A 26,150-nucleotide genomic window follows, 5' to 3' on the forward strand; every position below is an offset into this window, starting at 1 on the left:
ATTCCTTTGTAAGAGCTGATTAGCGGCCGAGTTGCTCAGCCATCTCGGCCGAGCGGTGCGCAGCGGCGCCGAGTGCTTGTTCTACCAGAGCTTCGAAGCCGCCAGCCTGGAACGACTTGATCGCCGCTTCGGTGGTGCCCGCAGGCGACGTTACGCGGCGACGCAGTTCAGCCGCGTCGACATCACTGGCGACCGCCATGTGTGCAGCGCCCAAAGCGGTTTGCACGGTCAGTCGTGCGGCGATGTCCGCTGGCAGGCCGAGCTTTACGCCCGCAGCGGTCATGGCTTCGATCAGCAGGAAGAAATACGCAGGGCCCGACCCGGAAACGGCGGTGACCGCGTCCAGTTGCTGTTCTTCGTTCAGCCACAGGGCAATGCCCACCGCCGACAGCAGCTCTTCAGCTTGCTGGCGTTGTTCGGCGCTCACTTCGCCGGTAGCGAACAAACCGCTTACACCCTGACGCAGCAGCGCCGGGGTATTAGGCATGCAGCGCACGATAGGCTGAGCGCCAAGCCAGTTGTTCATGCTGGCGCAGGTGATGCCTGCCGCAATCGAGACCACCAGTTGATTCGGCTTGAGGCTTGGGCGAATGGTTTCGCAAACGGCTTTCATCGCCTGCGGTTTGACCGCCAGCACGATCACGTCCACGCCCTGAATGGCGTCGGCGTTGTCGGCAAACACTTCGATGCCGTGTTCGGCGCTCACGCGGGCACGGGTTTCTTCACCCGGATCGCTGGCGCGGATTTGCGCGGCGTCCAGACCTTTGGCGCGCAGGCCGCCGATCAGGCTGGCGGCCATGTTGCCGGCTCCGATAAAGGCAATACGAGTCTTGCTCATGTCAGGTCCTTATAAAGAGAGGTGTCAGCCATTATTCAAGGCCGGGTGTAGTCGCGGGCGCCAAACAGGGCCGTACCGATACGGACCCAAGTGGCGCCCTGGGCGATGGCCGACTCGAGGTCGTGGCTCATGCCCATGGAAAGTGTGTCGAGTGGCAGATTCAGGCTGGCTTGCAGGCTCTGCACGGCAGCAAAGGCTGCATCCTGGGCGGCGCGATCTTCAGTCGGCTCGGGAATCGCCATCAGCCCGCGCAATTTCAGACGCGGCAGAGCGCTGATGGCATCGGCCAGGGCGGGCAAATCGGCCGGAGTGCAGCCGGACTTGCTGGCTTCACCACTGACGTTGACCTGGATGCAGATGTTCAAAGGAGGTAAATCGGCAGGGCGTTGTTCGGACAGGCGTTGTGCGATTTTCAAGCGATCCACAGAATGCACCCAGTCGAAATGCTCGGCGATAGCGCGAGTCTTGTTCGATTGAATGGGGCCGATGAAGTGCCAGATCAAGGGCAGGTCGCCCAATTCGAGCTGTTTGCTCAAGGCTTCCTGCAGGTAGTTTTCACCAAAGTCGCGGATCCCGGCGGCATAGGCTTCACGCAAGGCTTCGGCGGGCTTGGTCTTGCTCACGGCCAGTAGCTGAATGCTGTGCTCGTCGCGATGGGCGGCTTTGGCCGCGGCCTGGATGCGCGAACTAACCTGAAGAGTGTTGTCTGCTATCGTGGACATCAAGAGGCGCCAGCGGTCTGAAGGTTCGCGGCATTCTACTGGAATTGAGGAGCGCTATGGATATCACTGAGTTGCTGGCTTTCAGCGCCAAACAAGGCGCGTCTGACCTGCACCTGTCCGCCGGCCTGCCACCGATGATCCGTGTCGACGGCGATGTGCGACGCATCAACCTGCCGGCCCTGGACCACAAGGAAGTGCATGACCTGATCTACGACATCATGAACGACCTCCAGCGGGTGGACTTCGAGAAGCATCTTGAAACCGACTTTTCCTTCGAAGTGCCCGGCGTGGCGCGTTTTCGGGTCAATGCCTTCAACCAGAATCGTGGCGCGGGCGCGGTATTCCGGACCATTCCGTCCAAGGTTCTGAGCATGGACGACTTGGGCATGGGGGAAGTGTTTCGCAAGATTACCGAAGCGCCCCGGGGCCTGGTGCTGGTGACCGGCCCGACCGGTTCGGGCAAGTCCACCACGCTGGCGGCGATGATCGATTATCTGAACAACCATCGCCATCATCATATCCTCACCATTGAAGACCCCATCGAGTTTGTCCATGAATCGCGCAAATGCCTGATCAATCAGCGCGAAGTCCATCGCGATACCCGCAGCTTCGCCACGGCGCTGCGCTCGGCCCTGCGCGAAGACCCGGATGTGATTCTGGTGGGGGAGATGCGTGATCTGGAGACTATTAGGCTGGCATTGACCGCCGCCGAGACCGGTCACCTGGTGTTCGGTACGCTGCATACCACCTCGGCGGCGAAAACCATCGACCGCGTGGTGGACGTGTTTCCGGGCGACGAGAAATCGATGGTGCGTTCAATGCTCTCCGAGTCATTGCTGGCGGTGGTGTCGCAGACATTGATCAAGAAAGTCGGCGGCGGTCGAGTTGCCGCCCACGAAATCATGCTTGGCACTGCGGCGATCCGTAACCTGATCCGCGAAGACAAGGTGGCGCAGATGTACTCGTCGATTCAGACCGGAGGGTCGCTGGGGATGCAGACACTGGATATGTGCCTGAAGGAGCTGGTGACCAAAGGCGTGATCAGCCGCGAGCATGCGCGGGAGAAGGCGCGGTCGCCGGATAATTTTTAAGGGATCCAGAAATGCCTTCGCGGGCAAGCCTCGCTCCTACAGATTGTTGGTCGCATCCAATTGGTGCGACCGACATCAATCCGTAGGAGCGAGGCTCGCCCGCGAAGAGGCCCTCATGAACAAAGCAAATCCCGAGTTAGACCCCGGATTTCAGCGCTGAACAACCCGCAATGCGTTCTGTTCTTTTGGCAGAACCCGCTTGGCAACCACGTAGTGGCTTTCCCAGTACGGTTTCTTCAGAGTGTCGATACTCACCGACTTGCCACGGCGCGGCGCGTGGATGAAGCGGTCGTTGCCCAGGTAAATGGCAACATGATTGACCCGGCGGCTCTTGAGTTTGAAGAAAATCAGGTCACCTGGCTTCAGATCGTTGCGATCGACCTTCTCGCCATGACCGCTGGCCATGGCGTTGGAGGTACGTGGCAGGTCAAACGTAGCGTCGTTGAACGCGTATTTCACCAGACCGCTGCAATCAAACCCTTTACTTGGGCTGCTGCCACCCCAACGATAAGGCGTGCCGAGCACGTTTACCGCGCGGCTCAACACGTTGCTGCTTTCTTTGGTCGCCATCGGCGGGATGAGCTTGCGGTTGGCGCTGCTCAGTTGAGGAGAGCGTTTTACAGTCTGTTTGTTTTTGCTCGAAGGAGCAGAAACATGAGATTTCGGGGTGTAACCATTAACGTTGGGAAGGCGTTGCTCACGATTGGTGGCGTGGGCGGCCAGGGGCAATAATAGGCAAATGGTTAGCCATGTCTTGAAAAATGGACGCATTAGGCAAGGCTCATATGGGTGACGCGCAACTTTATAACAGCTTTTTTCGCCCTTCCGAGGCCATTGGTCGATTCAAGCTTCGTGCCACGGAACTAAATAAGCGGAAAACTGACGCGGTTGTTGGACAAAAAGTCAGGTATTACAAGACTTTGACAGGAATGAAGGTAGCATTTGCCGTATGTCGGCCGCCTGTAAAAAAGTCACAAAGAATTCAAGAATATTTCTCTATCGTGTGAATCGAGGTCATTCATGAACACCTATCGACAATCCGTTTCACAGCAAAACACGCACAGCAAAGTGATCGGTTACCTGTTGTGGATTTTCGGTTTTACCGGGGCTCACCGCTTCTATTACGGCAAGCCGGTGACCGGGACGATCTGGTTTTTTACCTTGGGTTTGCTGGGTATCGGCTGGTTGATCGACCTGTTTCTGATTCCGGCCATGGATCGTGAAGCGGACCTGCGTTTTACCGCTGGGCCCATCGAATACAACGTTGCGTGGATTCTGCTGACGTTTCTCGGGGTTTTCGGCGTACACCGGATGTATCAGGGGAAGTGGATCAGCGGGTTGTTGTACCTGGTGACGGGCGGGGTGTTCTTTCTGGGGGTGTTGTATGACTTCTGGACGTTGAATGACCAGATTTCTGTGCGCAATGCCCAGAACAGAGGCGCCTTCCAATAAGTCATCGCGAGCAGGCTCGCTCCCACAGTGAATGTGTTTTCCGCAAATCTTGCGGCTAACCGATAACCCTGTGGGAGCGGGCTTGCCCGCGATTGGAGCGACGCGGTCTTAAGCCTGGTGACTGATCCGCCCATCCACCAGGGTGTAACGCACCACACCCGGCAGGCTATGACCAATGAACGGGCAGTTTTCGCCCTTGGACAACCATGTCTCACCGGCCACGGTCGAGGCTGCCGGATCGAATAGCACGATGTCCGCTGGGCCGCCTACCGCCAATTTTCCTGCTGGTAAACGCAACGCTTCGGCTGGACCGGCGCCCAAGCGTGCGAGCAGCGTTGGCAGATCCAGCAAACCGTCTTCCACCAAGGTCATCGCCAGCGGCAGCAGCAGTTCAACACTGCTGATGCCCGGCTCGGTGGCACCGAATGGCGCCAGTTTGGCATCGCGTTCATGGGGCTGGTGATGGCTGGAAATGGCTGACACCACCCCTGACTTCACCGCTGCCCGCAGGCCGTCGCGGTCGGCGCGGGTGCGCAGCGGCGGCTGGACGTGATAAAGGCTGCTGAAGTCGATCAGCGCTTCGTCGGTGAGAATCAGCTGATACAACGCCACGTCCGCCGTGACCTTCAGGCCACGGGCCTGCGCCTGGGCGATCAGCGCCACGCCGCGCGCGCTGGTGAGCTGGCTGAAGTGCGCACGCACGCCGCTTTGCTCGACCAACAGCAGATCCCGGGCCAGGGCCACGGTTTCAGCGGTTTCCGGAATGCCCGGCAAACCGAGGAAACTCGCAGTCGGGCCTTCATGCGCCAAGCCACCTTCGGCCAGATCATGGTCCTGCGAATTGAAAATCACTGTCAGGTCGAACGTCGCCGCGTATTCCAGCGCCCGGCACAGGGTGCGGGTGTTGCGGAAACTCTCCAGACCGTTGCCGAAAGCCACGCAGCCGGCATCGCGCAAGGCGACCAGTTCGGCCAGCTGTTCGCCATCCAGGCCTTTGCTCAGAGCGCCGATCGGGAAGACTTTGGTATTACCGGCTTCGCGAGCGCGGTCGAGGATCAGTTCGGCCACAGCCGAGGTGTCCAGCACCGGTCTGGTTTTCGGTGGGCAGCACAGGCTGGTCACGCCACCGGCCGCTGCGGCACGGGTTTCGCTGGCGATCGAGCCTTTGCGGCTGTAACCCGGCTCACGCAGGGCGACGTTCAGGTCAACCAGGCCGGGGGCGGCAACCAGACCTGTGGCGTCGATGGTGTCTACAGCAACGAAACCCGCTGGAGCGGCACCGAGGGCGACGATCTTGCAGGCTTCAACGTGGATATCAGTCACTTGATCCAGGCCGCTGGCCGGATCGATAACGCGTGCGCCGAGAATGCTGAGCTTCACTGGGCGTTCTCCTGCTCGAATTGGCGCTGGGCAGTTTGCCCGCTCATGGCCATGGACAGCACGGCCATACGAATCGCGATGCCGTAGGTCACCTGGTTGAGGATCACCGAGTGCGGGCCGTCGGCCACCGCCGACTCAATTTCCACTCCACGGTTGATCGGCCCCGGGTGCATGACGATGCAATCCGGTTTGGCCCCGGCCAGGCGCGCGGTGGTCAGGCCGAACAGGCGGTAGAACTCGCCTTCGCTCGGCAGCAGGCCGCCGGTCATGCGCTCACGCTGCAGGCGCAGCATGATCACTACGTCGACGTCTTTCAGGCCTTCGGTCATGTCGGTGTAGACCTTCACGCCGTACTGCTCGACGCCGATTGGCAGCAGGGTTTTCGGCGCGATCACGCGGATGTCCGGGCAGCCGAGGGTTTTCAGGGCCAGCATGTTCGAGCGCGCTACCCGCGAGTGCAGGATGTCGCCGACGATGGCTACCGAAAGGTTTTCGAAGCCGCCCTTGTGCCGACGGATCGTCAGCATGTCGAGCATGCCCTGGGTCGGGTGGGCGTGACGGCCGTCGCCGCCGTTGATGATCGCCACTTGTGGGCAAACATGCTCGGCGATGAAGTGCGCCGCGCCGGAATCACCGTGACGCACGACGAACATGTCGGCGGCCATGGCTTCCAGGTTGCGCAGGGTGTCGAGCAGGGTTTCGCCCTTGCTCGCCGACGACGTGGACACGTTCAGGGTGATTACGTCGGCCGACAGCCGCTGGGCTGCCAGTTCGAAGGTGGTGCGGGTGCGGGTGGAGTTCTCGAAGAACACGTTGCACACAGTCTTGCCGCGTAGCAACGGGACTTTCTTCACCGCCCGGGCGCCGACTTCGAGGAACGAGTCGGCGGTGTCGAGGATTTCCGTCAGCAGCTCGCGGCGCAAACCGTCGAGCGAGAGGAAGTGGCGCAGCTGGCCCTGATCATTGAGCTGCAGCGGGCGCTTGGTTTCTAGAGGCGTCATCGCGAGGGGGACTCTCAATAGGGCGAATTAAAGGGCGAGGTCTTGAAGTTCGAGCTTGAGTTCCGGGCCGGACAATTTCACGCGCTCATGGGCTGCCAGCGACAGAGTCGCGCCAACCACGTTCGGGCGGATCGGCAGCTCGCCGGCGTCCAGGTCCAACAGGCACACCAGCGTCACGCTGGCCGGGCGGCCGTAGTCGAAGAGTTCGTTCATTGCTGCGCGAATAGTGCGGCCGCTCATCAGCACGTCATCGATCAACACCAGGTGCTGGCCTTCGATCTCGAACGGCAGCGCCGATGGGCGTACTTGTGGGTGCAGGCCGTTCTGGCTGAAGTCATCGCGGTAGAACGAAACGTCGAGGGTGCCCAGGGGCGAATCGCTGCCCATTTCATCGAGCAACGCCTGCGCGACCCAGATGCCACCGGTCCGAATGCCGATATAGCGCGGTTCGCTGATGCCCCGTTTGGCCAGATAGGTGTCTAGACGGATCGCCATCTGGCTGATCAGTTCGGCGGGATTGGGCAGGCTCATGGTTTGCTCCTTCTTTGTCCCGAGCCGAATGCTGCTTGAGGGGTGGCTCGGGTTGTAGCTAAGGGAGACGCCGCAGCGGCTCTTCAGAATTAAGTGCGGTCAGGATTCGAACAGTGCGGTGTTTTCGTCGAGCCAGCCTTGCAGCAGCAGGGCGGCGGCAATGGCATCGACTGGGTTGTCGCGGTAACTGCCTTTCTGGCCACCCCGCACCAGGCGTTCGCCCTTGGCCTCGAAGGTGGTCAGGCGCTCGTCATGCGTATAGAAGGGCAGGTTGTAGCGGCCGTTCAGGCGTCGGGCGAACTTCTCGGCCCGCAGGCACATGTCGCTCGGTGTGCCGTCCATGTTCAGCGGCAGGCCGACCACCACGGCGTCGGGTTTCCACTCTTTAATCAGGGCTTCGACCTGGTTCCAGTCGGGAATGCCGTTTTGCGCCTTCAAGGTGCACAGCTCGCGGGCCTGACCGGTAATCACCTGGCCGACCGCAACGCCGATCTGTTTGGTGCCGTAGTCGAAACCCAAAATCAGTCGCAGGGCCATCAGGCGTGCCCCGCCTGACTGGTGAGCAGGCTGAGATTGACGCCCAGGTGCTTGGCCGCCGCTTCAAGACGCAATTCGCTGCTGGTGTTGAACAGGATGTCGGCGTGGAACGGGCAAGTCAGCCAGGCGTTGTCGGCCAGCTCGGCTTCCAATTGCCCGGCTTCCCAACCGGCGTAGCCGAGGGTGATCAGGCTTTTCGCGGGGCCGACGCCATCGGCGATGGCGAACAGCACGTCCTGCGAAGTCGACAGCGATAATTCGCCGTCCAGATCGACGGTCGCCTGATAGGTTTTTCCCGACGGGTGCAAGACAAAACCGCGATCGGTTTGCACCGGGCCGCCGATAAAGATCGGCACATGCTGGCAGAGCACTGGCGGTTCTATATCGGGGCGCAATTGCTCGAGGATATCGGCCAGGTTCAGGTCCTGCGGGCGGTTGACCACCAGCCCCATGGCACCATTGGCCGTGTGCTCGACGATGTAGGTCAAGGTGTGCGCAAAGTTCGGGTCGGCCATGTGAGGCATGGCGATCAGGAAGTGATGCTTGAGGTAGCTGGGGCTGACGTTCTTCATGAGCGCTAGTGTGGCGTTGGAGGGGCGAACTGACAAGCCGGGGATGCACAGGAAATGCCTGCGTGAATGTCTTTTTGATGGGGTTTTGCTTGAGGGCCTCTTCGCGGGCAAGCCTCGCTCCTACAGGTTTGGCATGCACTTTGAAAATGGCGCATGACCTGTAGGAGCGAGGCTTGCCCGCGAAGGGGCCGGCTCAATCACCACAAATCAATCGGTCAATTACTGGACAGCCGGTCCCCACGCGCAAACTTCCAGGTGCGGATGATTTCCAGCCGATCGATATCCGACAGATCTCCGGTAAACGGTGAAAACGGCGCCGCCAGCCTTACGATGCGTTGCGCCGCCTGGTCCAGCAGTGGCTGGCCGGAAGATTCCAGCACCAGCACTTCATACAACGAGCCGTCGCGGTTGATCGAGACCATCAGTCGCAAATTGCCGTAAATCTGTTTGCGCCGGGCCTCGTCGGGGTAGTTGAGGTTGCCGATGCGTTCAACCTTCTTGCGCCATTCATCTTTGTACCAGGCGCCCTTGTCGCGCATGGACGATGCGGCGCTCAAGCGGTGGATGCGCGGACGCTTGGCGTACAGCTGTTGTTCGCTGGCCAGCTCCGCTTCCAAACTTGCGATGTCGCTGGACAGCTGCGCGCTGTCAAACGTCGGTGCCGCCACTTGGGGTTTGGTTTGGGGCTTGGGTTCTTCGGTCTTGGTTGCGGCTTTTTTCGGCTTCGGCGCGACAGTGGTCACAGACGTCTTGGGCGCGGCTTCCGGCACTTGAGGCTTGGCCGCCGGCGGTGGGGTGACTTGCTGCACCTTGTTGTCCTGGAATGGCGCGACCTCGGTGGTCTTGGGAATCGCCTTTTTCTCCAGGGTGCCGCTGCCTTCCTGATTTTCCTGGGCGAGAAAATCAGCTTTCTCAGGCTTCTTTTCGCTTTTGAAAGTGGCGAGGGTGATTTCCAGGGTTTTACTGATTTGCTTGGGTTCGACCATGGAAAACCCGACGCCCAACAGCAAGGCCAGGTGAATCAGCGCCGCGAGAAACAGGGTAAAACCGAGGCGATCAGCCGGACGCACGCCACGGTGGGCGAGTTCAGGGGGCAGATCGGACGGGAGTGTCATAACAAGAAAACCAACATCGCGTTTTTTACAGGCCGGGGATGATAACGCAATGTTGGTTGTTTCTTGGCTGTTCTCGATCAACGAGTCTTGAGCTTCTGATCGATGGCATCCATCAGAAGGCCACCAATGTCGGTGCCGAACGCGTTATCGATCTCGCGAATGCACGTCGGGCTGGTGACGTTGATTTCGGTCAGATGCTCACCGATCACATCGAGACCGACGAACAGCAGGCCCTTCTCACGCAGGGTCGGGCCGACTTGCGCGGCGATCCAGCGATCTTTCTCGGTCAGCGGTCGGGCTTCGCCACGGCCACCGGCGGCGAGGTTGCCACGGGTTTCACCGAGCGCGGGAATCCGGGCCAGGCAGTAATCCACCGGCTCGCCGTCGATCATCAGGATGCGCTTGTCGCCATCAACGATCGCCGGCAGGTAGCCCTGGATCATGATCTGCTGACGGCCATGCAAGGTCAGGGTTTCGAGGATCACCGACAGGTTCGGGTGACCAGCGGTGTGACGGAAGATCGACGAGCCGCCCATGCCGTCCAGCGGCTTGAGAATCACGTCACCGTGATGGTCGGCGAATTCACGCAACACGTCCGGGCGACGGCTGACGATGGTCGGCGGCGTGCACTGCGGGAACAGCGTGGCGAACAGCTTTTCGTTGCAGTCACGCAGGCTTTGCGGCTTGTTGACCACCAACACGCCGGCGCGCTCGGCCTGCTCCAGCAGGTAAGTGGAATAGACGAACTCCATGTCGAACGGCGGATCCTTGCGCATCAGGATCACGTCCAGATCGCTCAACAGTGCATCGCTTTCGGCGCCCAGCTCAAACCATTTTTCCGGGTTGGCGAATACCTTCAGCGGACGCATCCGCCCGCGCGCCTCGCCTTCGGCCTGATACAAATCGCGCTGTTCCATATAGAACAGTTCCCAGCCACGCTTTTGCGCGGCCAGCAGCATGGCCAGCGAGCTATCCTTTTTATAGGAGATGCTGGCGATAGGGTCCATGACAATCCCGACGCGAACGCTCATTGGGTTTTCCTCGAAAATTGGCTACCGGATCGGTATGAAAAAAGTGGCGTCAGAGTGGCTCCGGGCGGGTTTGCGGTCAAGGAAAAACCACCGCGCCGGCCGGCCGATAGATTGCATCAGGAGACTGTGCTAAAAAGACTGCCATGTCGTGCTGGCCCTTGAACATCAAGGGTTTCAAGCAACTGGTAATCGCAAAACGGACAAATTGATTCGCAAAGGCGACGGTAGAGCCCTCTTATGGAACAGCAGTCCAGCGCCTTGAAGGTCATGGTGATCGATGATTCGAAAACGATTCGTCGCACCGCCGAAACGCTGTTGAAAAATGTGGGTTGTGAAGTCATCACCGCAATCGATGGTTTCGATGCCCTGGCCAAGATTGCCGACAATCATCCCGGCATCATCTTTGTCGACATCATGATGCCGCGTCTGGATGGGTATCAGACCTGCGCTTTAATCAAGAACAACAGTGCGTTCAAGTCCACGCCAGTGATTATGCTGTCGTCCAGGGACGGGTTGTTCGACAAGGCCAAAGGCCGGATCGTCGGTTCCGATCAGTTTTTGACCAAGCCTTTCAGCAAGGAAGAACTGCTGAACGCGATTCAGGCCCATGTACCGGGCTTCACCGCCGTTTCGCCGCAGTAGGACACGCACAGTGACGCTCGGCCATGGGGCCCGGTGTCGACAAGAATGGGGAAGACCATGGCACGTATTCTGATCGTCGATGACTCGCCGACCGAAATGTACAAACTGACCGGCATGCTCGAAAAGCACGGTCATGAAGTGTTGAAAGCCGAAAACGGCGCGGACGGCGTGGCCCTGGCCCGTCAGGAAAAACCCGACGCGGTGCTGATGGACATTGTCATGCCCGGCCTCAATGGTTTCCAGGCGACCCGTCAGCTGACCAAAGACCCGGACACCGGGCACATTCCAGTGATCATCATCACCACCAAGGATCAGGAAACCGACAAAGTCTGGGGTACGCGCCAAGGCGCCAAGGACTACCTGACCAAACCGGTCGACGAAGACACCCTGATCAAAACCCTGAACAACGTGCTGGCCGGTTGATCGTCCGGTCATGACCGAGTCGCTGACGGCTTTCGAACTGCTACTGCAGATTGACCAGCGCTGTCGTCTGCTGGCGGCGGACCTGCCGTCCCAGCCGACCCGACAGGACAGCTGGAGCGGCATCGGTTTTCGCTTGGGCGAGCATTGGTACGTCGCGCCCATGCGCGAAGTCAGCGAAGTCCTGCACGAACCGCGCGTTACCCAATTGCCGGGGGTCAAACCCTGGGTCAAGGGCGTGGCTAACCTGCGCGGGCGCCTGCTGCCGATCATGGACTTGTATGGCTTTTTTTATGGTTATGAGCCCGGCCATGAACTGCCTGCGTTGCGAAAGCAACGGCGGATATTGGTGGTGGAGCACAAAGACGTGTTTGCAGGGTTGATGGTCGATGAGGTGTTCGGCCTTCAGCACTTTGCCCAGGACAGTCTGGAGCCGGTGCCGGCCGGTGACTTGCAAGGGCCGATGACGGCGTTCGTCAAAGGCCGGTTTCAGCGTGAGCGGAACTGGCAGGTGTTCAGCCCGTTTGCGTTGGCGCAGTCGCAAGGATTCATGAGCGTAGCGCTGTAAACGCGGCACCGCCGATCCTGTAGGAGCGAGGCTTGCCCGCGAAGAACGAAAACGCGGTGTTCCTGAAAGACCGCAGCGCCTGCTTCGCGGGCAAGCCTCGCTCCTACAAGGGCATAGAGTGAATTGGGCAGTACAGGCGAGGACCGATGATAAAAGCTAAAACAGGCAAGCCAGAAGGGTCGCGCAGTCGGTCGCAGATCATCGTGCTGTTCATCGCGCTGATCGTCTTCATCATGCTGCTGTTCGCCAACTTCGCGTACCTCAACACCCAGGCGAATTACGACAAACAGTACATCGGCCACGCCGGTGAGCTGCGCGTGCTGTCCCAACGCATCGCCAAGAACGCCACTGAAGCCGCCGCCGGCAAGGCCGCGGCGTTCAAGTTGCTCAGCGATGCGCGCAACGACTTCGCCCAGCGTTGGGGCTATCTGAAGAAAGGCGATCCTTCCACCGGCCTACCGCCGGCACCGTCCGACGTGCGCCCGGAAATGCGCGCGGTGCAGCTGGATTGGGAGCGTCTGCTGAAAAATACCGACGCCATCCTCTCCAGTGAACAGACCGTATTGTCGTTGCATCAAGTCGCCGCGACCCTGGCCGAAACCGTGCCGCAGTTGCAGGTCGAGTATGAAAAGGTCGTCGAAACCCTCCTGCAACGTGGCGCGCCGGCCGCTCAAGTGGCGATGGCCCAGCGTCAGACGCTGCTGGCTGAGCGGATTCTCGGTGCGGTGAATACCGTACTGTCCGGCGATGAAAATTCGCAGCAGGCGGCCGACGCTTTCGGTCGCGACGCGGCGCGTTTTGGCCTGGTGCTCAATGGCATGCTACAAGGCAATGCGGCCCTGAAAATCAGCCAGGTCGAAGACCGCGATGCGCGCGCCCGGTTGACCGAGATTTCCGAACTGTTCGAATTCGTGTCGGGCTCGGTAGACGAGATCCTCGAAACCTCGCCGGAGCTGTTCAAGGTCCGCGAATCGGCCACCAACATCTTTACCCTGTCGCAAACCCTGCTCGATGAAGCTTCGCACCTGGCCAGCCGTTTCGAGAACCTCGCCGGCGGGCGCAACACCGATACCATCGGCGGCTATGTGCTGGGCTTGCTGGCGTTGATGTCGATCATCCTCATCGGCCTGGTGATGGTGCGCGAAACCAACCGTCAGCTGCGTGAAACCGCCGAGAAGAACGAGCGCAACCAGAACGCGATCATGCGTTTGCTGGACGAAATCGAAGACCTCGCCGACGGCGACCTGACCGTGACCGCCTCGGTGACCGAAGACTTCACCGGGACCATCGCTGACTCGATCAACTATTCCGTCGACCAACTGCGCGATCTGGTGGCCACCATCAACCTCACCGCCGGCCAGGTCGCTGCCGCCGTGCAGGAAACCCAGGCCACCGCCATGCACCTGGCCCAGGCCTCGGAGCATCAGGCGCAGCAGATTTCCGAAGCGTCCACGGCGATCAACGACATGGCCCAGTCCATCGATCAGGTCTCGGCCAACGCCGCCGAATCCTCTGCGGTGGCTGAACGCTCGGTGGAAATCGCCAACAAGGGCAACGAAGTGGTGCACAACACCATTCATGGGATGGACAATATTCGCGAGCAGATTCAGGACACCGCCAAGCGCATCAAGCGGCTGGGTGAGTCTTCTCAGGAAATCGGCGACATTGTCAGCCTGATCGATGACATTGCCGATCAGACCAACATCCTCGCCCTCAACGCGGCGATTCAGGCGTCCATGGCCGGTGACGCCGGGCGCGGTTTTGCGGTGGTGGCCGATGAAGTACAGAGGCTGGCCGAGCGTTCGTCCGCGGCGACCCGGCAGATCGAAACACTGGTGCGGGCGATTCAGACCGACACCAATGAGGCGGTGATTTCCATGGAGCAGACCACCACCGAAGTGGTGCGCGGCGCGCGTCTGGCGCAGGATGCCGGGGTGGCCCTGGAAGAAATCGAAGGCGTATCGAAGACCCTCGCGGCACTGATCCAGAGTATTTCCAACGCCGCGCAGCAACAGACTTCGTCGGCCGGCCAGATTTCCCTGACGATGAACGTGATCCAGCAGATCACCACACAGACCTCGTCCGGCTCCACCGCCACCGCCGAGAGCATTGGCAACCTGGCGAAAATGGCCAGCCAGTTGCGGCGTTCGGTGTCCGGTTTCACTTTGCCGGCCAGATCTGCGGACAACGCTGCGGACAACGCTTGAACCGCCCCAGGGCGGATGCATCTTGATTGGAGTGGTTATGGGTGATCGGCACGACTATGTGGCCCTTGAGTGGGTCAAAGGCGAGATTGCCGAAACGCTGAAGCAGGCTCATCAGGCAATCGAAACCCTGATCGACGACCCGCAGGCGACGCACGCGTTGAGCGAGTGTCTGGCCTGTGTCCATCAGGTTCACGGTAGTTTGCAGATGGTCGAGTTTTACGGCGCGGCCCTGCTCGCCGAAGAAATCGAGCAGCTGACCAGCGCCTTGCAGCAGAACCGCGTCAACCATCGTGACGAGGCGATCCATCTGTTGCTGCACGCCTTGGGGCAATTGCCGACTTACCTCGACCGGGTGCAAGGCGCCCGTCGTGATTTGCCTTTAGTCGTGTTGCCGCTGATCAACGACCTGCGCAGCGCTCGCGGCGAAAGCCTGTTGTCGGAAACCAGCCTGTTCAGTCCGCAATTGCCGGAGCTGGCACCCCTGAGCCCGGAAGCGCTGGCACTGCTTGAACCGTCCGATTTGCCAAATGTGCTGCGCAAATCGCGGCAGATGTTGCAGATGGCGCTGGTCGGTTTGTTGCGCGAGCAGGATGACGAAACCCACTTCGCTTATCTGGCCAAGGTGTTTGCGCGCCTCGAAGCGCTATGCGACCACGCGCCGCTGAGCCCGTTATGGCAAGTTGCTTCGGCGCTGGTCGAAGGCATGCGCAATGGTTCGATTGCCAACAGCCCGGCGTTGCGCAGCCTGTTCAAGGACGCCGACAAAGAACTCAAGCGTTTGCTCGAACAGGGCATGCCCGGTATCAATCAACAGGCACCGCCGGAGCTGCTCAAGAGTTTGTTGTTCTATATTGCCAAGGCCGAATACCCCACCGGGCAGATGCTGACCATGAAAGATCGCTACTCACTTGACGATGCGCTGCCCGACGGCGCGACGGTCGATGAAGAACGGGCACGGCTGGCCGGCCCTGACCGCGACGCCATGCGTTCGGTATTGTCGGCGCTGTGCGAAGAGCTGGTGCGGGTCAAGGAGCGCCTGGACTTGTTCGTGCGTAGCGACCGTCAACACACCTCCGACCTCGAAAGCCTGCTGGCGCCCCTGCGGCAAATCGCCGACACCTTGGCGGTGCTCGGTTTCGGCCAGCCGCGCAAGGTCATCATCGATCAATTGGCGGTGGTGCTGAGCCTCGCTCAGGGCCAGCGTGAACCCAACGACGCGACCCTCATGGACGTCGCCGGGGCCTTGCTGTACGTCGAAGCGACCCTGGCCGGCATGGTCGGTACCGTGGAGCCGGAAAGCCAGGAAGACAGCCGTCTGCCGACCACCGATCTGACGCAGATCCATCAGATCGTGATCAAGGAAGCGCGCATTTGCCTGCAACAGGCCAAGGACATGATCGTCGACTACATCGACGCCGACTGGGACCGCCAGCATTTGCAACCCTTGCCGGCGTTGTTGACCCAGGTGCGCGGTGCGCTGGCGATGATTCCGTTGGCCCGCGCGGCGAGCCTGGTCGAGACTTGCAACGGCTTCATCCGCGAGCATCTGCTGGTAAACCCGGGCCAGCCCGGTTGGCAGCAACTGGACAGCCTGGCCGACGTCATCACCAGCATCGAGTATTACCTGGAACGCCTCGGCGACGACCCCGAAGCACCGGGGGAACACCTGCTCGACGTCGCGGAAAAAGGCCTGGCCGCACTCGGCGTCTTCCCCAGCGAACAGCAGGTGCCGATGCTCAAGGATGTGCTCAGCCCCAGTGAAGCCCAGGTCATGCAAGACATGCAGGAACTGGACGACCCCGAAATCGTTCAGTCGCTGGCCGATGTATTGGCCAGCCCCGTATCGTCCGTCAACCCGCCAGCACTGACGACGCCAGGCAGCCTGTTGCCGCCGCCCGCCGGTGAAGAACCGGTGGACTATGAACTGCGGGAAGTCTTCCTCGAAGAGACTGACGAGGTGCTGGAAATCCTCGAGGAGTATCTGCCGCGCTGGCCGGCCGGTCCCGACAGCACATCGGTCTTGAGTGAATTGCGCCGTGCCTTCCACACCCTCAAAGGCAGTGGCCGGATGGTCCGCGCGCTGGTGCTGGGTGAGTTGGCCTGGGCGGTGGAAAACCTGCTCAATCGCGTGCTGGAACGCAGCGTTGCGCCTTCGCCTGCGGTGCAGCAACTGGTGGGCGATGCACTGAAACTGCTGCCGGAACTGGTGACCGAGTTCGCCGCCAATGCTCAACGCCAACGCAACGATGTCGATCAATTGGCCGCCCGTGCGCATGCCCTCGCCAAGGGTGATAAACCGGTGTCCGATGAGGACGCGCAGGATGTCGCGGCGCTCGATCCACTGTTGCTGGAGATCTTCCGCAACGAAGCCGAAACCCATTTGAGCAGCCTCAACCGCTTCCTCGACCAAGCCGCCGAGCACGTGCCGCTTCAGGCCAGCGACGAGTTGCAGCGGGCGTTGCATACGCTCAAGGGCAGCGCCTCGATGGCTGGCGTGCTGCCGATTGCCGAGCTGGCGGCGTCGCTGGATCAACTGGCCCGGGAGTACAAGGCGCACCGGATTGCCCTTGACCTGGACGAAGTCGAATTGCTGCTGGAAGCCGAAGGGCTGTTCCGCCTTGGGCTGCGACAGCTCAAGAGCGACCCGTTGGCCGAGATCCCCGATGCCCGCTCGCTGATCGAGCGAACCCACGCAATGCTGACCGAACGTCTGCAAAGCCTGTTGAGCACGCCCGATACGAAGCAGCGCATCAAGCGCGATCCGCAACTGATCAACAATTTTCTCGCCCAAGGCATGGACATCCTGCTGGACGCCGAAAGCCTGTTGCAGCGCTGGCAGCAGCATCCCGGCGAGCGGCAGGAACTCAGTGCGCTGCTGGACGAATTGACCACCCTCGGCGAAGGCGCGCACCTGGCCGATCTGCATCCGGTGGATGAGCTCTGCGAAGCATTGCTCGACCTGTATGGCGCGGTGGAAGAAAGCAGCCTGGCGGTCAGCGACAGGTTTTTCCACGAGGCGCAAAGTGCCCATGAAGCGCTGATCAACATGCTCGACGAATTGGCCGCCGGCCAGGAAGTCACGGCGCAACCGGAGCGCGTTCGGGCGTTGCGCGGGTTGCTCGATGAGAGTCTCGATCCCTCGTCCATGGGCCTGATCCGCAGTGACGGCAGCCGCACCCTGAGCATTCGGGAGCTGGGCAGCGCCACGGCCGAGCTGGAGCAGAGCGCGACTCACGTTGAGGTGGACGACGAAATCGTCTCGATCTTCCTTGAGGAAGCGGTGGATATCCTCGAAAGCGCCGGCCAGGCCTTGCAGCGCTGGTTGAGTGACCCGGACAACGCCGCGCCGCTGTCATCCCTGCAGCGCGATTTGCACACCCTCAAGGGCGGTGCGCGGATGGCGGAGGTCGAGCCGGTCGGCGACTTGGCCCATGAACTGGAAAGCCTTTACGAAGGCCTGGTGGACCGCCGTTACAGCCACGGCGAAGCGCTGGCGCAGTTGCTGCAACAGAGCCATGACCGACTGGCCGTGTTCCTTGATCAGTTACAGCACAACCGTCCGCTGGGTGATCCGGGTGAGTTGATCGCGGCCATTCGTGAGTTTCGTCAGGGCAATGCTGGCAGTGCCGAGGTGGTCGAGCCAGCGGTCAGCAATGACTCGGCGGGCCATGATTCCGAGCTTCTGGAGATCTTCCTCGAAGAAGGTTTCGACATCATTGAAAACTCCGGCGCGGCACTGTTGCGCTGGCAGGCCGAACCGTCGAATCGCCAGGAAGTGGAAACCTTGCTGCGCGACCTGCACACCCTCAAGGGTGGCGCGCGGATGGTGGAAATTGCGCCGATTGGCGACCTGGCCCATGAACTGGAATTCCTCTACGAGGGCTTGTCGGCGGGCGTGCTGCAACCCACCACCGAGTTATTCTCGTTGTTGCAACGCAGCCATGACCGACTGGCGCAGATGCTCGACGCCGCCCGCGCCGGTCAGCCATTGCCGCCGGCCGATCGGCTGATCGACGCGATCCAGAATTTCAGCCATCCGGCGGTGCCCGAAACATCGGCACCCGTGACGCTGCCCGTAGCGCCCAAAGCCGAGCCAGTCGCCCCACAACCCGAAGGCACTGACACGGTCAAGGTCTCGGCGGAATTGCTCGACGACCTGGTCAATCTGGCCGGGGAAACTTCAATCTTCCGTGGCCGCATCGAACAACAGGTCAACGATGCGCGGGTGGCCCTGAGCGAAATGGAAACCACCATCGAGCGCATGCGCGACCAGTTGCGTCGCCTCGATACCGAAACCCAGGGGCGGATTCTCAGTCGTCAGCAAGTCGATGCCGAACGCCTGGGCTACGAAGAGTTCGACCCGCTGGAGATGGACCGTCACTCGCAGTTGCAACAACTGTCGCGGGCACTGTTCGAGTCTGCCTCCGACCTGCTCGACCTCAAGGAAACCCTCGAGCGGCGTAATCATGACGCGGAAAACCTTCTGCAACAGCAGGGCCGCATCAATACCGAATTGCAGGAAGGCCTGATGCGTACGCGCATGGTGCCGTTCGAACGAATGCTGCCGCGTTTGAAACGCATCGTTCGGCAGGTCGCCAGCGAGTTGGGCAAGGACGTGGACTTCGTCGTCGGCAACGCCGAAGGCGAGATGGACCGCAACGTCCTCGAACGCATGGCCGCGCCGCTGGAACACATGCTGCGCAACGCCGTGGACCATGGGCTGGAATCGGCCGAGGTGCGTATCGCGGCGGGTAAACCGGCTCAAGGCAAGATCACCCTCGACTTGTCCCGAGAGGGCGGCGACATCATTTTCGACATCCGCGACGACGGTGCCGGCGTGCCTTTGGACGCCGTGCGGCGTAAGGCAATCAAGCGCGGGTTGCTCGACCCGGACAGCAATATCAGCGACCGCGACGTCCTGCAATTTATCCTGCAACCGGGGTTCTCCACCGCCGAAAAAATCACCCAGATCTCTGGGCGTGGCGTCGGCATGGACGTGGTTCACGAAGAAGTCCGACAGCTCGGCGGCAGCATGTTCATCGACTCTGTGCCGGGGCAGGGCGTGCATTTCCGGATTCGCCTGCCGTTCACCGTGTCGGTCAACCGCGCGCTGATGGTGCAGTGCGGGGAGGATCAATACGCGATCCCGCTAAACACCATCGACGGTATCGTTCGCGTGTTGCCCAACGAACTCGAAGGGCATTACCGGCTCGATCCGCCGACCTACGAATATGCCGGGCAACGTTACGAGTTGTGCTACCTCGGCGAGCTGCTGAAAACCAGCACCCGCCCGAAACTGCTGGGCCAGAACCTGCCGTTGCCAGTGTTGCTGGTGCAGTGCAACGAGCGACACGTCGCGGTGCAAGTGGATGCCATGGCCGGCACCCGGGAAATCGTGGTCAAAAGCCTTGGCCCGCAGTTCGCTGCGGTGCAGGGTTTGTCCGGCGCGACGATTCTCGGCGATGGCCGGGTGGTGCTGATTCTCGACTTGCTGTCGCCGATTCGCGCGATGCAAACGCGGGTGCCGCAACGACCGGTGACACAGGATGTAGAGCCCGATTCGCAACGGCCGTTGCTGGTGCTGGTGGTCGACGATTCGGTCACCGTGCGCAAAGTCACCAGCCGTTTGCTGGAGCGCCACGGCATGAACGTGCTGACCGCCAAAGACGGGGTCGACGCCATGTTGCTGCTCGAAGAACACATGCCCGACCTGATGCTTCTGGACATCGAAATGCCGCGCATGGACGGTTTCGAAGTGGCGACCCAGGTACGCGCGGACGAACGCTTGCAGCATCTGCCAATCATCATGATCACCTCCCGTACCGGCCAGAAACACCGCGACCGCGCCATGGCCATCGGCGTCAACGACTACCTCGGCAAGCCGTACCAGGAATCGGTGCTGCTCGACAGCATCGCGCGGTGGAGCAAAACCCATGCATGAACACCGATCCAGCAATCTCACTGGGCTTTTATTGCCCTTGGCTGATCGCAACCTGATTTTGCCTAACGTCGCTGTCGCTGAACTCATCGACTATCAGCCGGGGGCTTTCGATCTCGATACACCGCCGTGGTATCTGGGGCGGGTGACATGGCGGGAACGGCAGATTCCGTTGCTTAGTTTTGAGTCGGCGTGTGGCAACAAAGTGGTGATCGGTGAGCGAGCACGGATCGTCATCCTCAATGCTCTCGGCGGGCGGCCTGAGCTGAAGTTCATTGCGCTGCTGGTGCAAGGGATTCCGCGGTCTTACAAGCTCGATAGTCAGTTGAGCTACGTGGATGTGCCGTTGTGTTCGCTGGAGCAAGCGGCGGTGCAGGTGGGGGAGCAAGTGGCCAAGGTGCCGGATTTGTTGGCGCTGGAGGAGTTGCTTGTGAGTGCTGGGTTGGTCTGACTGACCCCTTCGCGGGCAAGCCTCGCTCCTACAAGGTTTTGTGCACGCCGCAGATTCAATGTAGGAGCGAGGCTTGCCCGCGAAGGCGGCCTTTAACTTACCAAAGACCTCACTGTTAAACCCCGGCCTGGGCCTTCATCTGCAACGACTCATGATGATCCAGCACTCGCTCCACCAACAACTGCACGCCATCTGCCAAACGGCTGAGCGCCAAGGCTACAGAGCGGCGTGAGCCTTCCACATCGTCCGCCAGATCCGCCGCGATGGCGCTGATGGACAGCAGGTCTTCGGAGGCATTGGCCAGAAGGGCTTCGGTGTCGATATCGGGGCAGACGGTGAAGAGCTGGGACTTACGGCGTTTGGCCGGTTTTTCGTGGGGTGACGGGAAGTAATGGGAGAAGGCGCGGTCGGCGGCTTCCTTCATTTTTTCTGCATCGAGTGATGCTTGGGAATCGGTCCCGGATTCTGGCGGGTTGGGAGTAGCTTTGAACATAGTGAAGCTCCATTTAATGAGTTTCAGCTGCTCCATCGGGTTCCAATCGAAGGGTGGCAGCTGTACGCGGGCTGGAACCCGGGCAAACGGACAAAACCCGACAGACACTAAGGTCTCCCGCGCACAGCCGCCATAACGGAGTGCACACATTAAAGGTGCGCAAGCATACGTTATGAAAGGCGCTTTTGCCTCGTTAACACCAGGGGGTTCCAATCCCGGTCGCTGAGTTTGCAGCGACCCCCAAACGATAAAGATCAACGCAAAACCGCACCAGTCAGCGGGTTCCGGCATTGCTGTAGGCAGCGACGCCAGACTGCGTAGCCTCTCACCGTTCCTGCGGACAAACTTTTAAACACAAAACCCCAAGCGGTCGGCCCCCTCGCCACAAAGGATTCCCAAAAAGGGACCGTTCGGTCCTATTTTGGGACTTATTGGTTATTTGCTCTCTGCCATAAGCAACGAAATGCTCCGTCGTTGAAAACTATCTCCGACGACCGCGCCGGCACCGGGACGTGTTTGAATAGCGGGCAACGCAGGGCGCTTTCCAGAGAATGAATGGCGCAGTGCACGCTGACGTTGCGGGTTTGCAACTCGGCGGAGCGACCCAGATTTGCCGGTACGCATGGGGGCTCATGTAGGAGCTGTCGAGTGAAACGAGGCTGCGATCTTTTGATCTTGCTTCTCGGCGCCCCTGAAGGTGCTGAAGATCAAAAGATCGCAGCCTCGTTTCACTCGACAGCTCCTACACAGCTCCTACAGGGGGCTTTGTGTTAATGAATTTTGAGGTGAGCAACACATGTATCACGGGGAAAGATTGAACGCCTGGACGCATTTGGTCGGGGCGGTGGCGGCGTTTGTCGGGGGTGTGTGGCTGCTGGTGATCGCCAGTATGGACGGCAGTCCGTGGAAGATCGTCAGCGTGGCGATTTATGCGTTCACCTTGCTGGTGCTCTACAGCGCGTCGACCGTTTACCACAGCGTGCGCGGGCGCAAGAAAGCGATCATGCAGAAGGTCGATCACTTTTCGATCTACCTGCTGATTGCCGGCAGTTACACGCCGTTCTGCCTGGTGACCCTGCGCGGGCCGTGGGGCTGGACGCTGTTCGGGATTGTCTGGGGGCTGGCGCTGATCGGCATTCTGCAAGAGATCAAACCCCGCTCGGAAGCGCGGATTCTGTCGATCGTGATTTACGCGGTGATGGGCTGGATCGTGCTGGTGGCGGTCAAGCCGTTACTGGCGGCATTGGGGCCAGTCGGCTTTACCTGGCTGGCGTCGGGCGGGGTGTTGTACACCGTGGGGATTATCTTTTTTGCCCTCGATCATCGTCTGCGGCATGCGCATGGGGTCTGGCATCTGTTTGTGATTGCCGGGAGCTTGCTGCACTTTGTGGCGATTCTGTTTTATGTCCTGTAGATCCCTGTAGGAGCGAGGCTTGCCCGCGAACAAGGCCCCGCGGTATATCAGGTACACCGCGTCATCGTTCTTCGCGGGCAAGTCGGGTCGCCGCACCGCTCGCTCCTACAGGGGATCGCAGGGGCACAGGTGATCCAATTGCGCCTGCGCTCGTCGGCTGAACACTTGCAGTAAATCGCTCAAGGTATGTGGCGGCGGTTCATCGGCGCGGGTTACCGCGTACAGGGTGATCGGTAGCGCCGGCGCCAGCGGGCGAATTGCCGTGGTGGCGGGGGACGCGCCGAGTGCGGTGAACGGATCAATCACTGCCAACCCGGCACCGGATTCAACCATCGCCCGCGCCAGCGAATAGGTCTGCACCGCGATGCGTACCTTTGGCGGCGGATCGACCGCTTCGAGGTAGTTGTCGAGTCTGGCGGCCAGCGGGTCGGCGCTGGACAAGCCGATCAGCGGCGCGCCGGCCAGTTCGATCAACGGCAGCGGTTTGCCGTGAGTGTCGTCGGGCCAAAAGCCCTTTGGCGCCAACGCCACGAGCATCCCACAGGCCAGGGCCTGCGCCTTCAGGCCTGGATGATCGGGCAGTTGCAACGTCAGGGCGACATCCACTTCGCGCATCAACAGGTTCTGCATCAGCTCACGGCTGTGGGCGCTGGACAATTCGCAGGCGATTTCCGGGTAGCGTTGCGTCCATTCGTTGATCGCCGGCGGCAGCAGCGACAAGGCCAGCGCCGGGATCGCGCCGATCCGTACACTGTGGCCCGGCTCGCGGCGCAGGCTCTGGGCCAGACGTCGCACGCCTTGCAGGCTCTCTGTGACCTTGTCGACTTCGCGCTCAAGTTCCAGGGCTTCAGGCGTCGGCTGCAATTTACCGCGCACCCGCAGGAATAACGGAAAGCCCAGTTGCTGTTCGGCGTGTTGCAGCACTTTGCTCACCGCCGGCTGCGACACGTGCAGCAACTGGGCGGCGCCACTGACCGAACCGGTCTGGCGAATGGCCTGAAAAATCTCGATGTGTCGCAGTCGCATGGCGAGTCCATAACCTTTGTTTATGGGTCAGCCATCTTTATGCATTGTTCAGCGGCTGTCACCTGGTCCTAACCTGAAGCACGTTCCAACAACGCTTAAGGACAGACATGGCTCAGCGGGTTTGCATCATCGGTGGTGGCGTCATCGGGCTGACAACGGCTTACGCACTGGTTCGCGATGGCATCGACGTGACGCTGATCGAGGCCCGGGATTCGTTTGCCAGCGAAACCAGTTTCGCCAATGGCGGCCAGTTGTCCTACCGCTATGTCGCGCCATTGGCCGACGCCGGCGTACCGTTGCAGGCGCTGGGCTGGATGTTGCGCGGTGACTCGCCCTTGAAGCTGCGTCCGCGTCTGGACCCGGCGCAATGGCGCTGGATGGCGTCCTTTCTGGCGGCCTGCCGGCGTTCGGTGAATCAGCGCAACGGCGCGCACCTGCTGCGTCTGGCGCTGCTGAGCCAGGCCACGCTGCAAGGCTGGCGCGACGAAGACCACCTCGACGGTTTCGACTGGCGACGCAACGGCAAACTGGTGACATTTCGTGAAGCCGCAAGCTTCGAGCATGCGCGCCAAGGGCTGGCTGATCCGCGACAGCAGCAGGTGTTGTCCCGGGCCGAGTGCGCACAGCTGGAGCCGGCACTCGCCGAGGCGCCGTTCGTGGGCGCGATCTACACACCCGATGAAGAAGTCGCCGACTGCCATGCGTTCTGCCAGCAACTGGTGGCCCGGCTCAAGGCGTCGGGGCGTTGCGAGTTTTTGCCGGGCCGCACGGTCACCGGCATTCGCCACGGGGGCGGCGCCGTGCAGGCCATCGAAATGGGTGCGCAGGTGCTGCCGGTCGAGCAACTGGTGATCGCTGCCGGTCATCGCAGCCCGGCGCTGGCGTTGCCGGGCATGAACCTGCCGCTGTACCCGCTCAAGGGCTATAGCCTGACCCTGCCGATCCGCGCCGAACATCGCGCGCCAGAGCTGAGCATCACCGATTACAACCGCAAGATCGTTTACGCCCGCATCGGTGCACAACTGCGGGTGGCGGCGATGGTCGACATTGTCGGCTTCGATCCGGCGCTCGATCCCAAACGCCTGGCGTTGATTAAACGCCAGGCACAGGAAACCTTACCCAATGCCGGCGATTACGATGCCGCCATCGCGTGGGCCGGCATGCGCCCGGCGACTCCCAGCGGCGTGCCGTTGATTGGTGCCACGGCGTACCGCAACCTCTGGCTCAACCTCGGCCATGGCGCCTTGGGATTTACTTTGGCCTGCGGTAGCGCGCGGCTGCTGAGTGAGTTGATTGCCCGGCGCACACCCTCGATCGAAATGCAGGGCCTCGCACCCCGCGTCGCCTGACTGGAAAAGGAAGAACCGATGAGCATCAAGCGTTTCAACAGCAACAGTCGACTCTCTGGCGCCGTGACCTATGGCGAACTGGTGTTTCTATCGGGCCAGGTGCCGGGTGACAGCCGCGACGCTGCCGGCCAAACCGCAGAGGTGCTGGCGAAAATCGATGGGTTGCTGGCCGAGGCCGGCAGCGACAAGGATCACTTGCTCAACGCGACCATCTACCTGAGCGACATTGGCCGCGATTTCGCCGCCATGAACGAAGTCTGGTCACAATGGCTGTCGCCGGACAAGGCGCCGACCCGCACCACATTGCAGGCGCAACTGGCCCGTCCAGAGGTTCTGGTGGAAATCACTGTGATCGCCGCCCGCCGCTAATCACCCTACCCACAACGGAGAATAACAATGCAAAAAATCACGTTGATCGGCTGCACCCTTGGCCTGCTGCTCGGCAGTCAGGTCCAGGCCAATGAAGCGCCGCTGACCGGCACGCTGAACAAGGTCGCCAATGCCAAGAGCATCACGCTGGGCTATCGCGACGCGTCGGTGCCGTTCTCTTACGTGGGTGATCACACGGGGCAGCCGATGGGCTATTCGGTGGATCTGGCGAGCAAGATTGTCGAGCGTATCAAGCAAAAACTCGAGCTGCCGGATCTGCAGGTGAAGTACAACCTGGTGACCTCGCAAACACGCATTCCGCTGGTGCAGAACGGCACGGTCGACCTTGAGTGCGGCTCCACCGGCGTGACCGCCGAGCGTATGCAGCAAGTGGCGTTTTCCTATGGGTTCATCTATGTGAAGGGGCAATTGCTCACGGCGAAGGACAGCGGCATCAAGCGCTTCGCCGACCTGCGCAGCAAGAACGTTGTGACTACCGCCGGCACCACCAATGAGCGGTTTCTGAAGAGTTACAACGTCGATCACAAGATCGATATGTTCGTGATCAGCGCCAAGGACCACGGCGAAGCATTCCAGATGCTGCAGTCAGGTCGGGCGGCGGCGTTCTACATGGACGATGCGTTGCTTTACGGTGAGCGGGCCAAGGCGCGCGATCCGCATAAGTGGGTCGTGGTGGGCGAGGAGCAATCGCGGGAAATCTATAGCTGCATGGTGCGCAAGGGCGATCCGCAATTTCTCGAATTGGTGAATTCGACGCTCGCCGATTTGTACAGCTCAGGGGAAATCAACGGCATCTACAACCGCTGGTTCCAGCAGCCGATTCCGCCTAAAGGTTTGAATCTTGAGTTTCCGATGACCAGCGAGTTGAAAGCGATTATCGCCAAACCGGTGAGTGATCCGGTGCAGTAGCTCCTGACTGATCGTTCCCACGCTCTGCGTGGGAATGCCTCTAGGGACGCTCTGCGTTCCAGTTCCCGAAAGG

General features: G+C 60.7%; 24 protein-coding genes and 1 pseudogene. 12 read left to right on the plus strand and 13 right to left on the minus strand.

Going from position 1 to position 26,150, the window contains the following annotated elements:
* Positions 1-19 precede the first annotated feature (19 nt).
* Together proC and NHU87_RS05845 are read right to left on the minus strand one after the other, a co-directional pair.
* Complete coding sequence (gene proC, locus NHU87_RS05840; protein ID WP_253546466.1) at positions 20-838, minus strand: pyrroline-5-carboxylate reductase; 819 nt, start codon at positions 836-838, stop codon at positions 20-22.
* Positions 839-873: 35 nt separating this feature from the next.
* Positions 874-1,560: a YggS family pyridoxal phosphate-dependent enzyme gene (locus NHU87_RS05845; RefSeq protein ID WP_253546468.1), complete on the minus strand. Its 687-nt coding sequence runs from the start codon at positions 1,558-1,560 to the stop codon at positions 874-876.
* A 56-nt stretch (positions 1,561-1,616) separates the two neighbouring features.
* Here NHU87_RS05845 and NHU87_RS05850 point away from each other — a divergent pair, with 56 nt between their 5' ends.
* Complete coding sequence (locus NHU87_RS05850; RefSeq protein ID WP_253546470.1) at positions 1,617-2,651, plus strand: type IV pilus twitching motility protein PilT; 1,035 nt, start codon at positions 1,617-1,619, stop codon at positions 2,649-2,651.
* Positions 2,652-2,801: 150 nt separating this feature from the next.
* Here NHU87_RS05850 and NHU87_RS05855 read toward each other — a convergent pair whose 3' ends face one another.
* Positions 2,802-3,422, minus strand: a complete 621-nt coding sequence (locus tag NHU87_RS05855; protein WP_253546472.1) for a C40 family peptidase — start codon at positions 3,420-3,422, stop codon at positions 2,802-2,804.
* A gap of 249 nt (positions 3,423-3,671) precedes the next feature.
* Between NHU87_RS05855 and NHU87_RS05860 the strand changes: the two genes are divergently transcribed.
* A complete protein-coding gene (locus NHU87_RS05860) occupies positions 3,672-4,103 on the plus strand; it encodes an NINE protein (protein ID WP_253546474.1) in 432 nt (143 codons plus the stop codon).
* 108 nt (positions 4,104-4,211) lie between these two features.
* On the opposite strand, the gene NHU87_RS05865 is transcribed toward NHU87_RS05860, so the two are convergent.
* From NHU87_RS05865 to gshB, 7 genes are all read right to left on the minus strand, one after another.
* Positions 4,212-5,483 (minus strand): dihydroorotase, encoded by a 1,272-nt coding sequence (locus tag NHU87_RS05865; RefSeq protein ID WP_253546476.1) that lies wholly within the window; start codon positions 5,481-5,483, stop codon positions 4,212-4,214.
* Positions 5,480-6,484, minus strand: coding sequence for an aspartate carbamoyltransferase catalytic subunit (locus NHU87_RS05870; RefSeq protein WP_074871640.1), 1,005 nt, complete (start codon positions 6,482-6,484; stop codon positions 5,480-5,482). The genes NHU87_RS05865 and NHU87_RS05870 overlap by 4 nt, the downstream gene beginning before the upstream one ends.
* Before the next feature lie 27 nt (positions 6,485-6,511).
* Positions 6,512-7,015 carry a bifunctional pyr operon transcriptional regulator/uracil phosphoribosyltransferase PyrR gene (pyrR, locus tag NHU87_RS05875; protein WP_253546478.1) on the minus strand — a complete coding sequence of 168 codons (504 nt, stop codon included), beginning with the start codon at positions 7,013-7,015 and terminating at the stop codon, positions 6,512-6,514.
* A 99-nt stretch (positions 7,016-7,114) separates the two neighbouring features.
* On the minus strand, positions 7,115-7,552 hold the full coding sequence (ruvX, locus tag NHU87_RS05880) for a Holliday junction resolvase RuvX (protein WP_007897947.1): 438 nt from the start codon (positions 7,550-7,552) through the stop codon (positions 7,115-7,117).
* Entirely contained in the window at positions 7,552-8,124 is a 573-nt protein-coding gene (locus NHU87_RS05885) for a YqgE/AlgH family protein (RefSeq protein ID WP_253546480.1), read from the minus strand. The genes ruvX and NHU87_RS05885 overlap by 1 nt, the downstream gene beginning before the upstream one ends.
* A 215-nt stretch (positions 8,125-8,339) precedes the next feature.
* Positions 8,340-9,239, minus strand: coding sequence for an energy transducer TonB (locus NHU87_RS05890; protein WP_253546482.1), 900 nt, complete (start codon positions 9,237-9,239; stop codon positions 8,340-8,342).
* 77 nt (positions 9,240-9,316) lie between these two features.
* Positions 9,317-10,270 (minus strand): glutathione synthase, encoded by a 954-nt coding sequence (gshB, locus tag NHU87_RS05895; RefSeq protein ID WP_223485314.1) that lies wholly within the window; start codon positions 10,268-10,270, stop codon positions 9,317-9,319.
* Between the two features lie 237 nt (positions 10,271-10,507).
* Here gshB and pilG point away from each other — a divergent pair, with 237 nt between their 5' ends.
* The 6 genes from pilG (at position 10,508) to NHU87_RS05925 (ending at position 20,496) form a co-directional block, all read left to right on the plus strand.
* Positions 10,508-10,912 carry a twitching motility response regulator PilG gene (gene pilG, locus NHU87_RS05900; protein ID WP_253546484.1) on the plus strand — a complete coding sequence of 135 codons (405 nt, stop codon included), beginning with the start codon at positions 10,508-10,510 and terminating at the stop codon, positions 10,910-10,912.
* 57 nt (positions 10,913-10,969) lie between these two features.
* Positions 10,970-11,335 carry a twitching motility response regulator PilH gene (gene pilH / locus NHU87_RS05905; protein ID WP_109635579.1) on the plus strand — a complete coding sequence of 122 codons (366 nt, stop codon included), beginning with the start codon at positions 10,970-10,972 and terminating at the stop codon, positions 11,333-11,335.
* Positions 11,336-11,345: 10 nt separating this feature from the next.
* On the plus strand, positions 11,346-11,900 hold the full coding sequence (locus tag NHU87_RS05910; protein ID WP_253546486.1) for a chemotaxis protein CheW: 555 nt from the start codon (positions 11,346-11,348) through the stop codon (positions 11,898-11,900).
* A gap of 146 nt (positions 11,901-12,046) precedes the next feature.
* Positions 12,047-14,107, plus strand: a complete 2,061-nt coding sequence (locus tag NHU87_RS05915; RefSeq protein ID WP_253546488.1) for a methyl-accepting chemotaxis protein — start codon at positions 12,047-12,049, stop codon at positions 14,105-14,107.
* A 37-nt stretch (positions 14,108-14,144) separates the two neighbouring features.
* Positions 14,145-20,048: an Hpt domain-containing protein gene (locus tag NHU87_RS05920; RefSeq protein WP_253546490.1), complete on the plus strand. Its 5,904-nt coding sequence runs from the start codon at positions 14,145-14,147 to the stop codon at positions 20,046-20,048.
* A complete protein-coding gene (locus NHU87_RS05925; protein ID WP_253546493.1) occupies positions 20,041-20,496 on the plus strand; it encodes a chemotaxis protein CheW in 456 nt (151 codons plus the stop codon). The genes NHU87_RS05920 and NHU87_RS05925 overlap by 8 nt, the downstream gene beginning before the upstream one ends.
* A 115-nt stretch (positions 20,497-20,611) precedes the next feature.
* Here the strand turns inward: NHU87_RS05925 and NHU87_RS05930 are convergent, their stop codons facing one another.
* A complete protein-coding gene (locus NHU87_RS05930; RefSeq protein ID WP_253546495.1) occupies positions 20,612-20,989 on the minus strand; it encodes a DUF6124 family protein in 378 nt (125 codons plus the stop codon).
* Between the two features lie 512 nt (positions 20,990-21,501).
* Positions 21,502-21,600: pseudogene (locus NHU87_RS05935) on the minus strand (LysR family transcriptional regulator); the annotation flags it as partial.
* Between the two features lie 185 nt (positions 21,601-21,785).
* Between NHU87_RS05935 and trhA the strand changes: the two are divergent.
* Positions 21,786-22,403 (plus strand): PAQR family membrane homeostasis protein TrhA, encoded by a 618-nt coding sequence (gene trhA / locus NHU87_RS05940; protein WP_253546497.1) that lies wholly within the window; start codon positions 21,786-21,788, stop codon positions 22,401-22,403.
* 105 nt (positions 22,404-22,508) lie between these two features.
* Here the strand turns inward: trhA and NHU87_RS05945 are convergent, their stop codons facing one another.
* Positions 22,509-23,429, minus strand: coding sequence for a LysR family transcriptional regulator (locus NHU87_RS05945; protein ID WP_253546499.1), 921 nt, complete (start codon positions 23,427-23,429; stop codon positions 22,509-22,511).
* A 107-nt stretch (positions 23,430-23,536) separates the two neighbouring features.
* Here NHU87_RS05945 and NHU87_RS05950 point away from each other — a divergent pair, with 107 nt between their 5' ends.
* Genes NHU87_RS05950 through NHU87_RS05960 form a run of 3 tightly spaced genes read left to right on the plus strand, consistent with a single transcriptional unit; the run spans position 23,537 to position 26,077 of the window.
* Entirely contained in the window at positions 23,537-24,778 is a 1,242-nt protein-coding gene (locus tag NHU87_RS05950; RefSeq protein ID WP_253546501.1) for a D-amino acid dehydrogenase, read from the plus strand.
* A gap of 18 nt (positions 24,779-24,796) precedes the next feature.
* Positions 24,797-25,147, plus strand: coding sequence for a RidA family protein (locus NHU87_RS05955; RefSeq protein WP_253546503.1), 351 nt, complete (start codon positions 24,797-24,799; stop codon positions 25,145-25,147).
* Positions 25,148-25,174: 27 nt separating this feature from the next.
* A complete protein-coding gene (locus NHU87_RS05960) occupies positions 25,175-26,077 on the plus strand; it encodes a transporter substrate-binding domain-containing protein (RefSeq protein ID WP_253546505.1) in 903 nt (300 codons plus the stop codon).
* The last annotated feature ends 73 nt before the right edge of the window (positions 26,078-26,150 follow it).

It is taken from the genome of Pseudomonas mandelii (assembly GCF_024138395.1).
Taxonomy (GTDB): domain Bacteria; phylum Pseudomonadota; class Gammaproteobacteria; order Pseudomonadales; family Pseudomonadaceae; genus Aquipseudomonas; species Aquipseudomonas mandelii_E.

What these genes read in the sequence shown, in the direction of transcription:
- proC (WP_253546466.1), bottom strand. Translation starts at nt 838, where the DNA reads ATGAGCAAGACTCGTATTGCCTTTATCGGAGCCGGCAACATGGCCGCC.
- NHU87_RS05845 (WP_253546468.1), bottom strand. Translation starts at nt 1,560, where the DNA reads ATGTCCACGATAGCAGACAACACTCTTCAGGTTAGTTCGCGCATCCAG.
- NHU87_RS05850 (WP_253546470.1), top strand. Translation starts at nt 1,617, where the DNA reads ATGGATATCACTGAGTTGCTGGCTTTCAGCGCCAAACAAGGCGCGTCT.
- NHU87_RS05855 (WP_253546472.1), bottom strand. Translation starts at nt 3,422, where the DNA reads ATGCGTCCATTTTTCAAGACATGGCTAACCATTTGCCTATTATTGCCC.
- NHU87_RS05860 (WP_253546474.1), top strand. Translation starts at nt 3,672, where the DNA reads ATGAACACCTATCGACAATCCGTTTCACAGCAAAACACGCACAGCAAA.
- NHU87_RS05870 (WP_074871640.1), bottom strand. Translation starts at nt 6,484, where the DNA reads ATGACGCCTCTAGAAACCAAGCGCCCGCTGCAGCTCAATGATCAGGGC.
- pyrR (WP_253546478.1), bottom strand. Translation starts at nt 7,015, where the DNA reads ATGAGCCTGCCCAATCCCGCCGAACTGATCAGCCAGATGGCGATCCGT.
- ruvX (WP_007897947.1), bottom strand. Translation starts at nt 7,552, where the DNA reads ATGGCCCTGCGACTGATTTTGGGTTTCGACTACGGCACCAAACAGATC.
- NHU87_RS05885 (WP_253546480.1), bottom strand. Translation starts at nt 8,124, where the DNA reads ATGAAGAACGTCAGCCCCAGCTACCTCAAGCATCACTTCCTGATCGCC.
- NHU87_RS05890 (WP_253546482.1), bottom strand. Translation starts at nt 9,239, where the DNA reads ATGACACTCCCGTCCGATCTGCCCCCTGAACTCGCCCACCGTGGCGTG.
- gshB (WP_223485314.1), bottom strand. Translation starts at nt 10,270, where the DNA reads ATGAGCGTTCGCGTCGGGATTGTCATGGACCCTATCGCCAGCATCTCC.
- pilG (WP_253546484.1), top strand. Translation starts at nt 10,508, where the DNA reads ATGGAACAGCAGTCCAGCGCCTTGAAGGTCATGGTGATCGATGATTCG.
- pilH (WP_109635579.1), top strand. Translation starts at nt 10,970, where the DNA reads ATGGCACGTATTCTGATCGTCGATGACTCGCCGACCGAAATGTACAAA.
- NHU87_RS05910 (WP_253546486.1), top strand. Translation starts at nt 11,346, where the DNA reads ATGACCGAGTCGCTGACGGCTTTCGAACTGCTACTGCAGATTGACCAG.
- NHU87_RS05915 (WP_253546488.1), top strand. Translation starts at nt 12,047, where the DNA reads ATGATAAAAGCTAAAACAGGCAAGCCAGAAGGGTCGCGCAGTCGGTCG.
- NHU87_RS05920 (WP_253546490.1), top strand. Translation starts at nt 14,145, where the DNA reads ATGGGTGATCGGCACGACTATGTGGCCCTTGAGTGGGTCAAAGGCGAG.
- NHU87_RS05925 (WP_253546493.1), top strand. Translation starts at nt 20,041, where the DNA reads ATGCATGAACACCGATCCAGCAATCTCACTGGGCTTTTATTGCCCTTG.
- NHU87_RS05930 (WP_253546495.1), bottom strand. Translation starts at nt 20,989, where the DNA reads ATGTTCAAAGCTACTCCCAACCCGCCAGAATCCGGGACCGATTCCCAA.
- trhA (WP_253546497.1), top strand. Translation starts at nt 21,786, where the DNA reads ATGTATCACGGGGAAAGATTGAACGCCTGGACGCATTTGGTCGGGGCG.
- NHU87_RS05945 (WP_253546499.1), bottom strand. Translation starts at nt 23,429, where the DNA reads ATGCGACTGCGACACATCGAGATTTTTCAGGCCATTCGCCAGACCGGT.
- NHU87_RS05950 (WP_253546501.1), top strand. Translation starts at nt 23,537, where the DNA reads ATGGCTCAGCGGGTTTGCATCATCGGTGGTGGCGTCATCGGGCTGACA.
- NHU87_RS05955 (WP_253546503.1), top strand. Translation starts at nt 24,797, where the DNA reads ATGAGCATCAAGCGTTTCAACAGCAACAGTCGACTCTCTGGCGCCGTG.
- NHU87_RS05960 (WP_253546505.1), top strand. Translation starts at nt 25,175, where the DNA reads ATGCAAAAAATCACGTTGATCGGCTGCACCCTTGGCCTGCTGCTCGGC.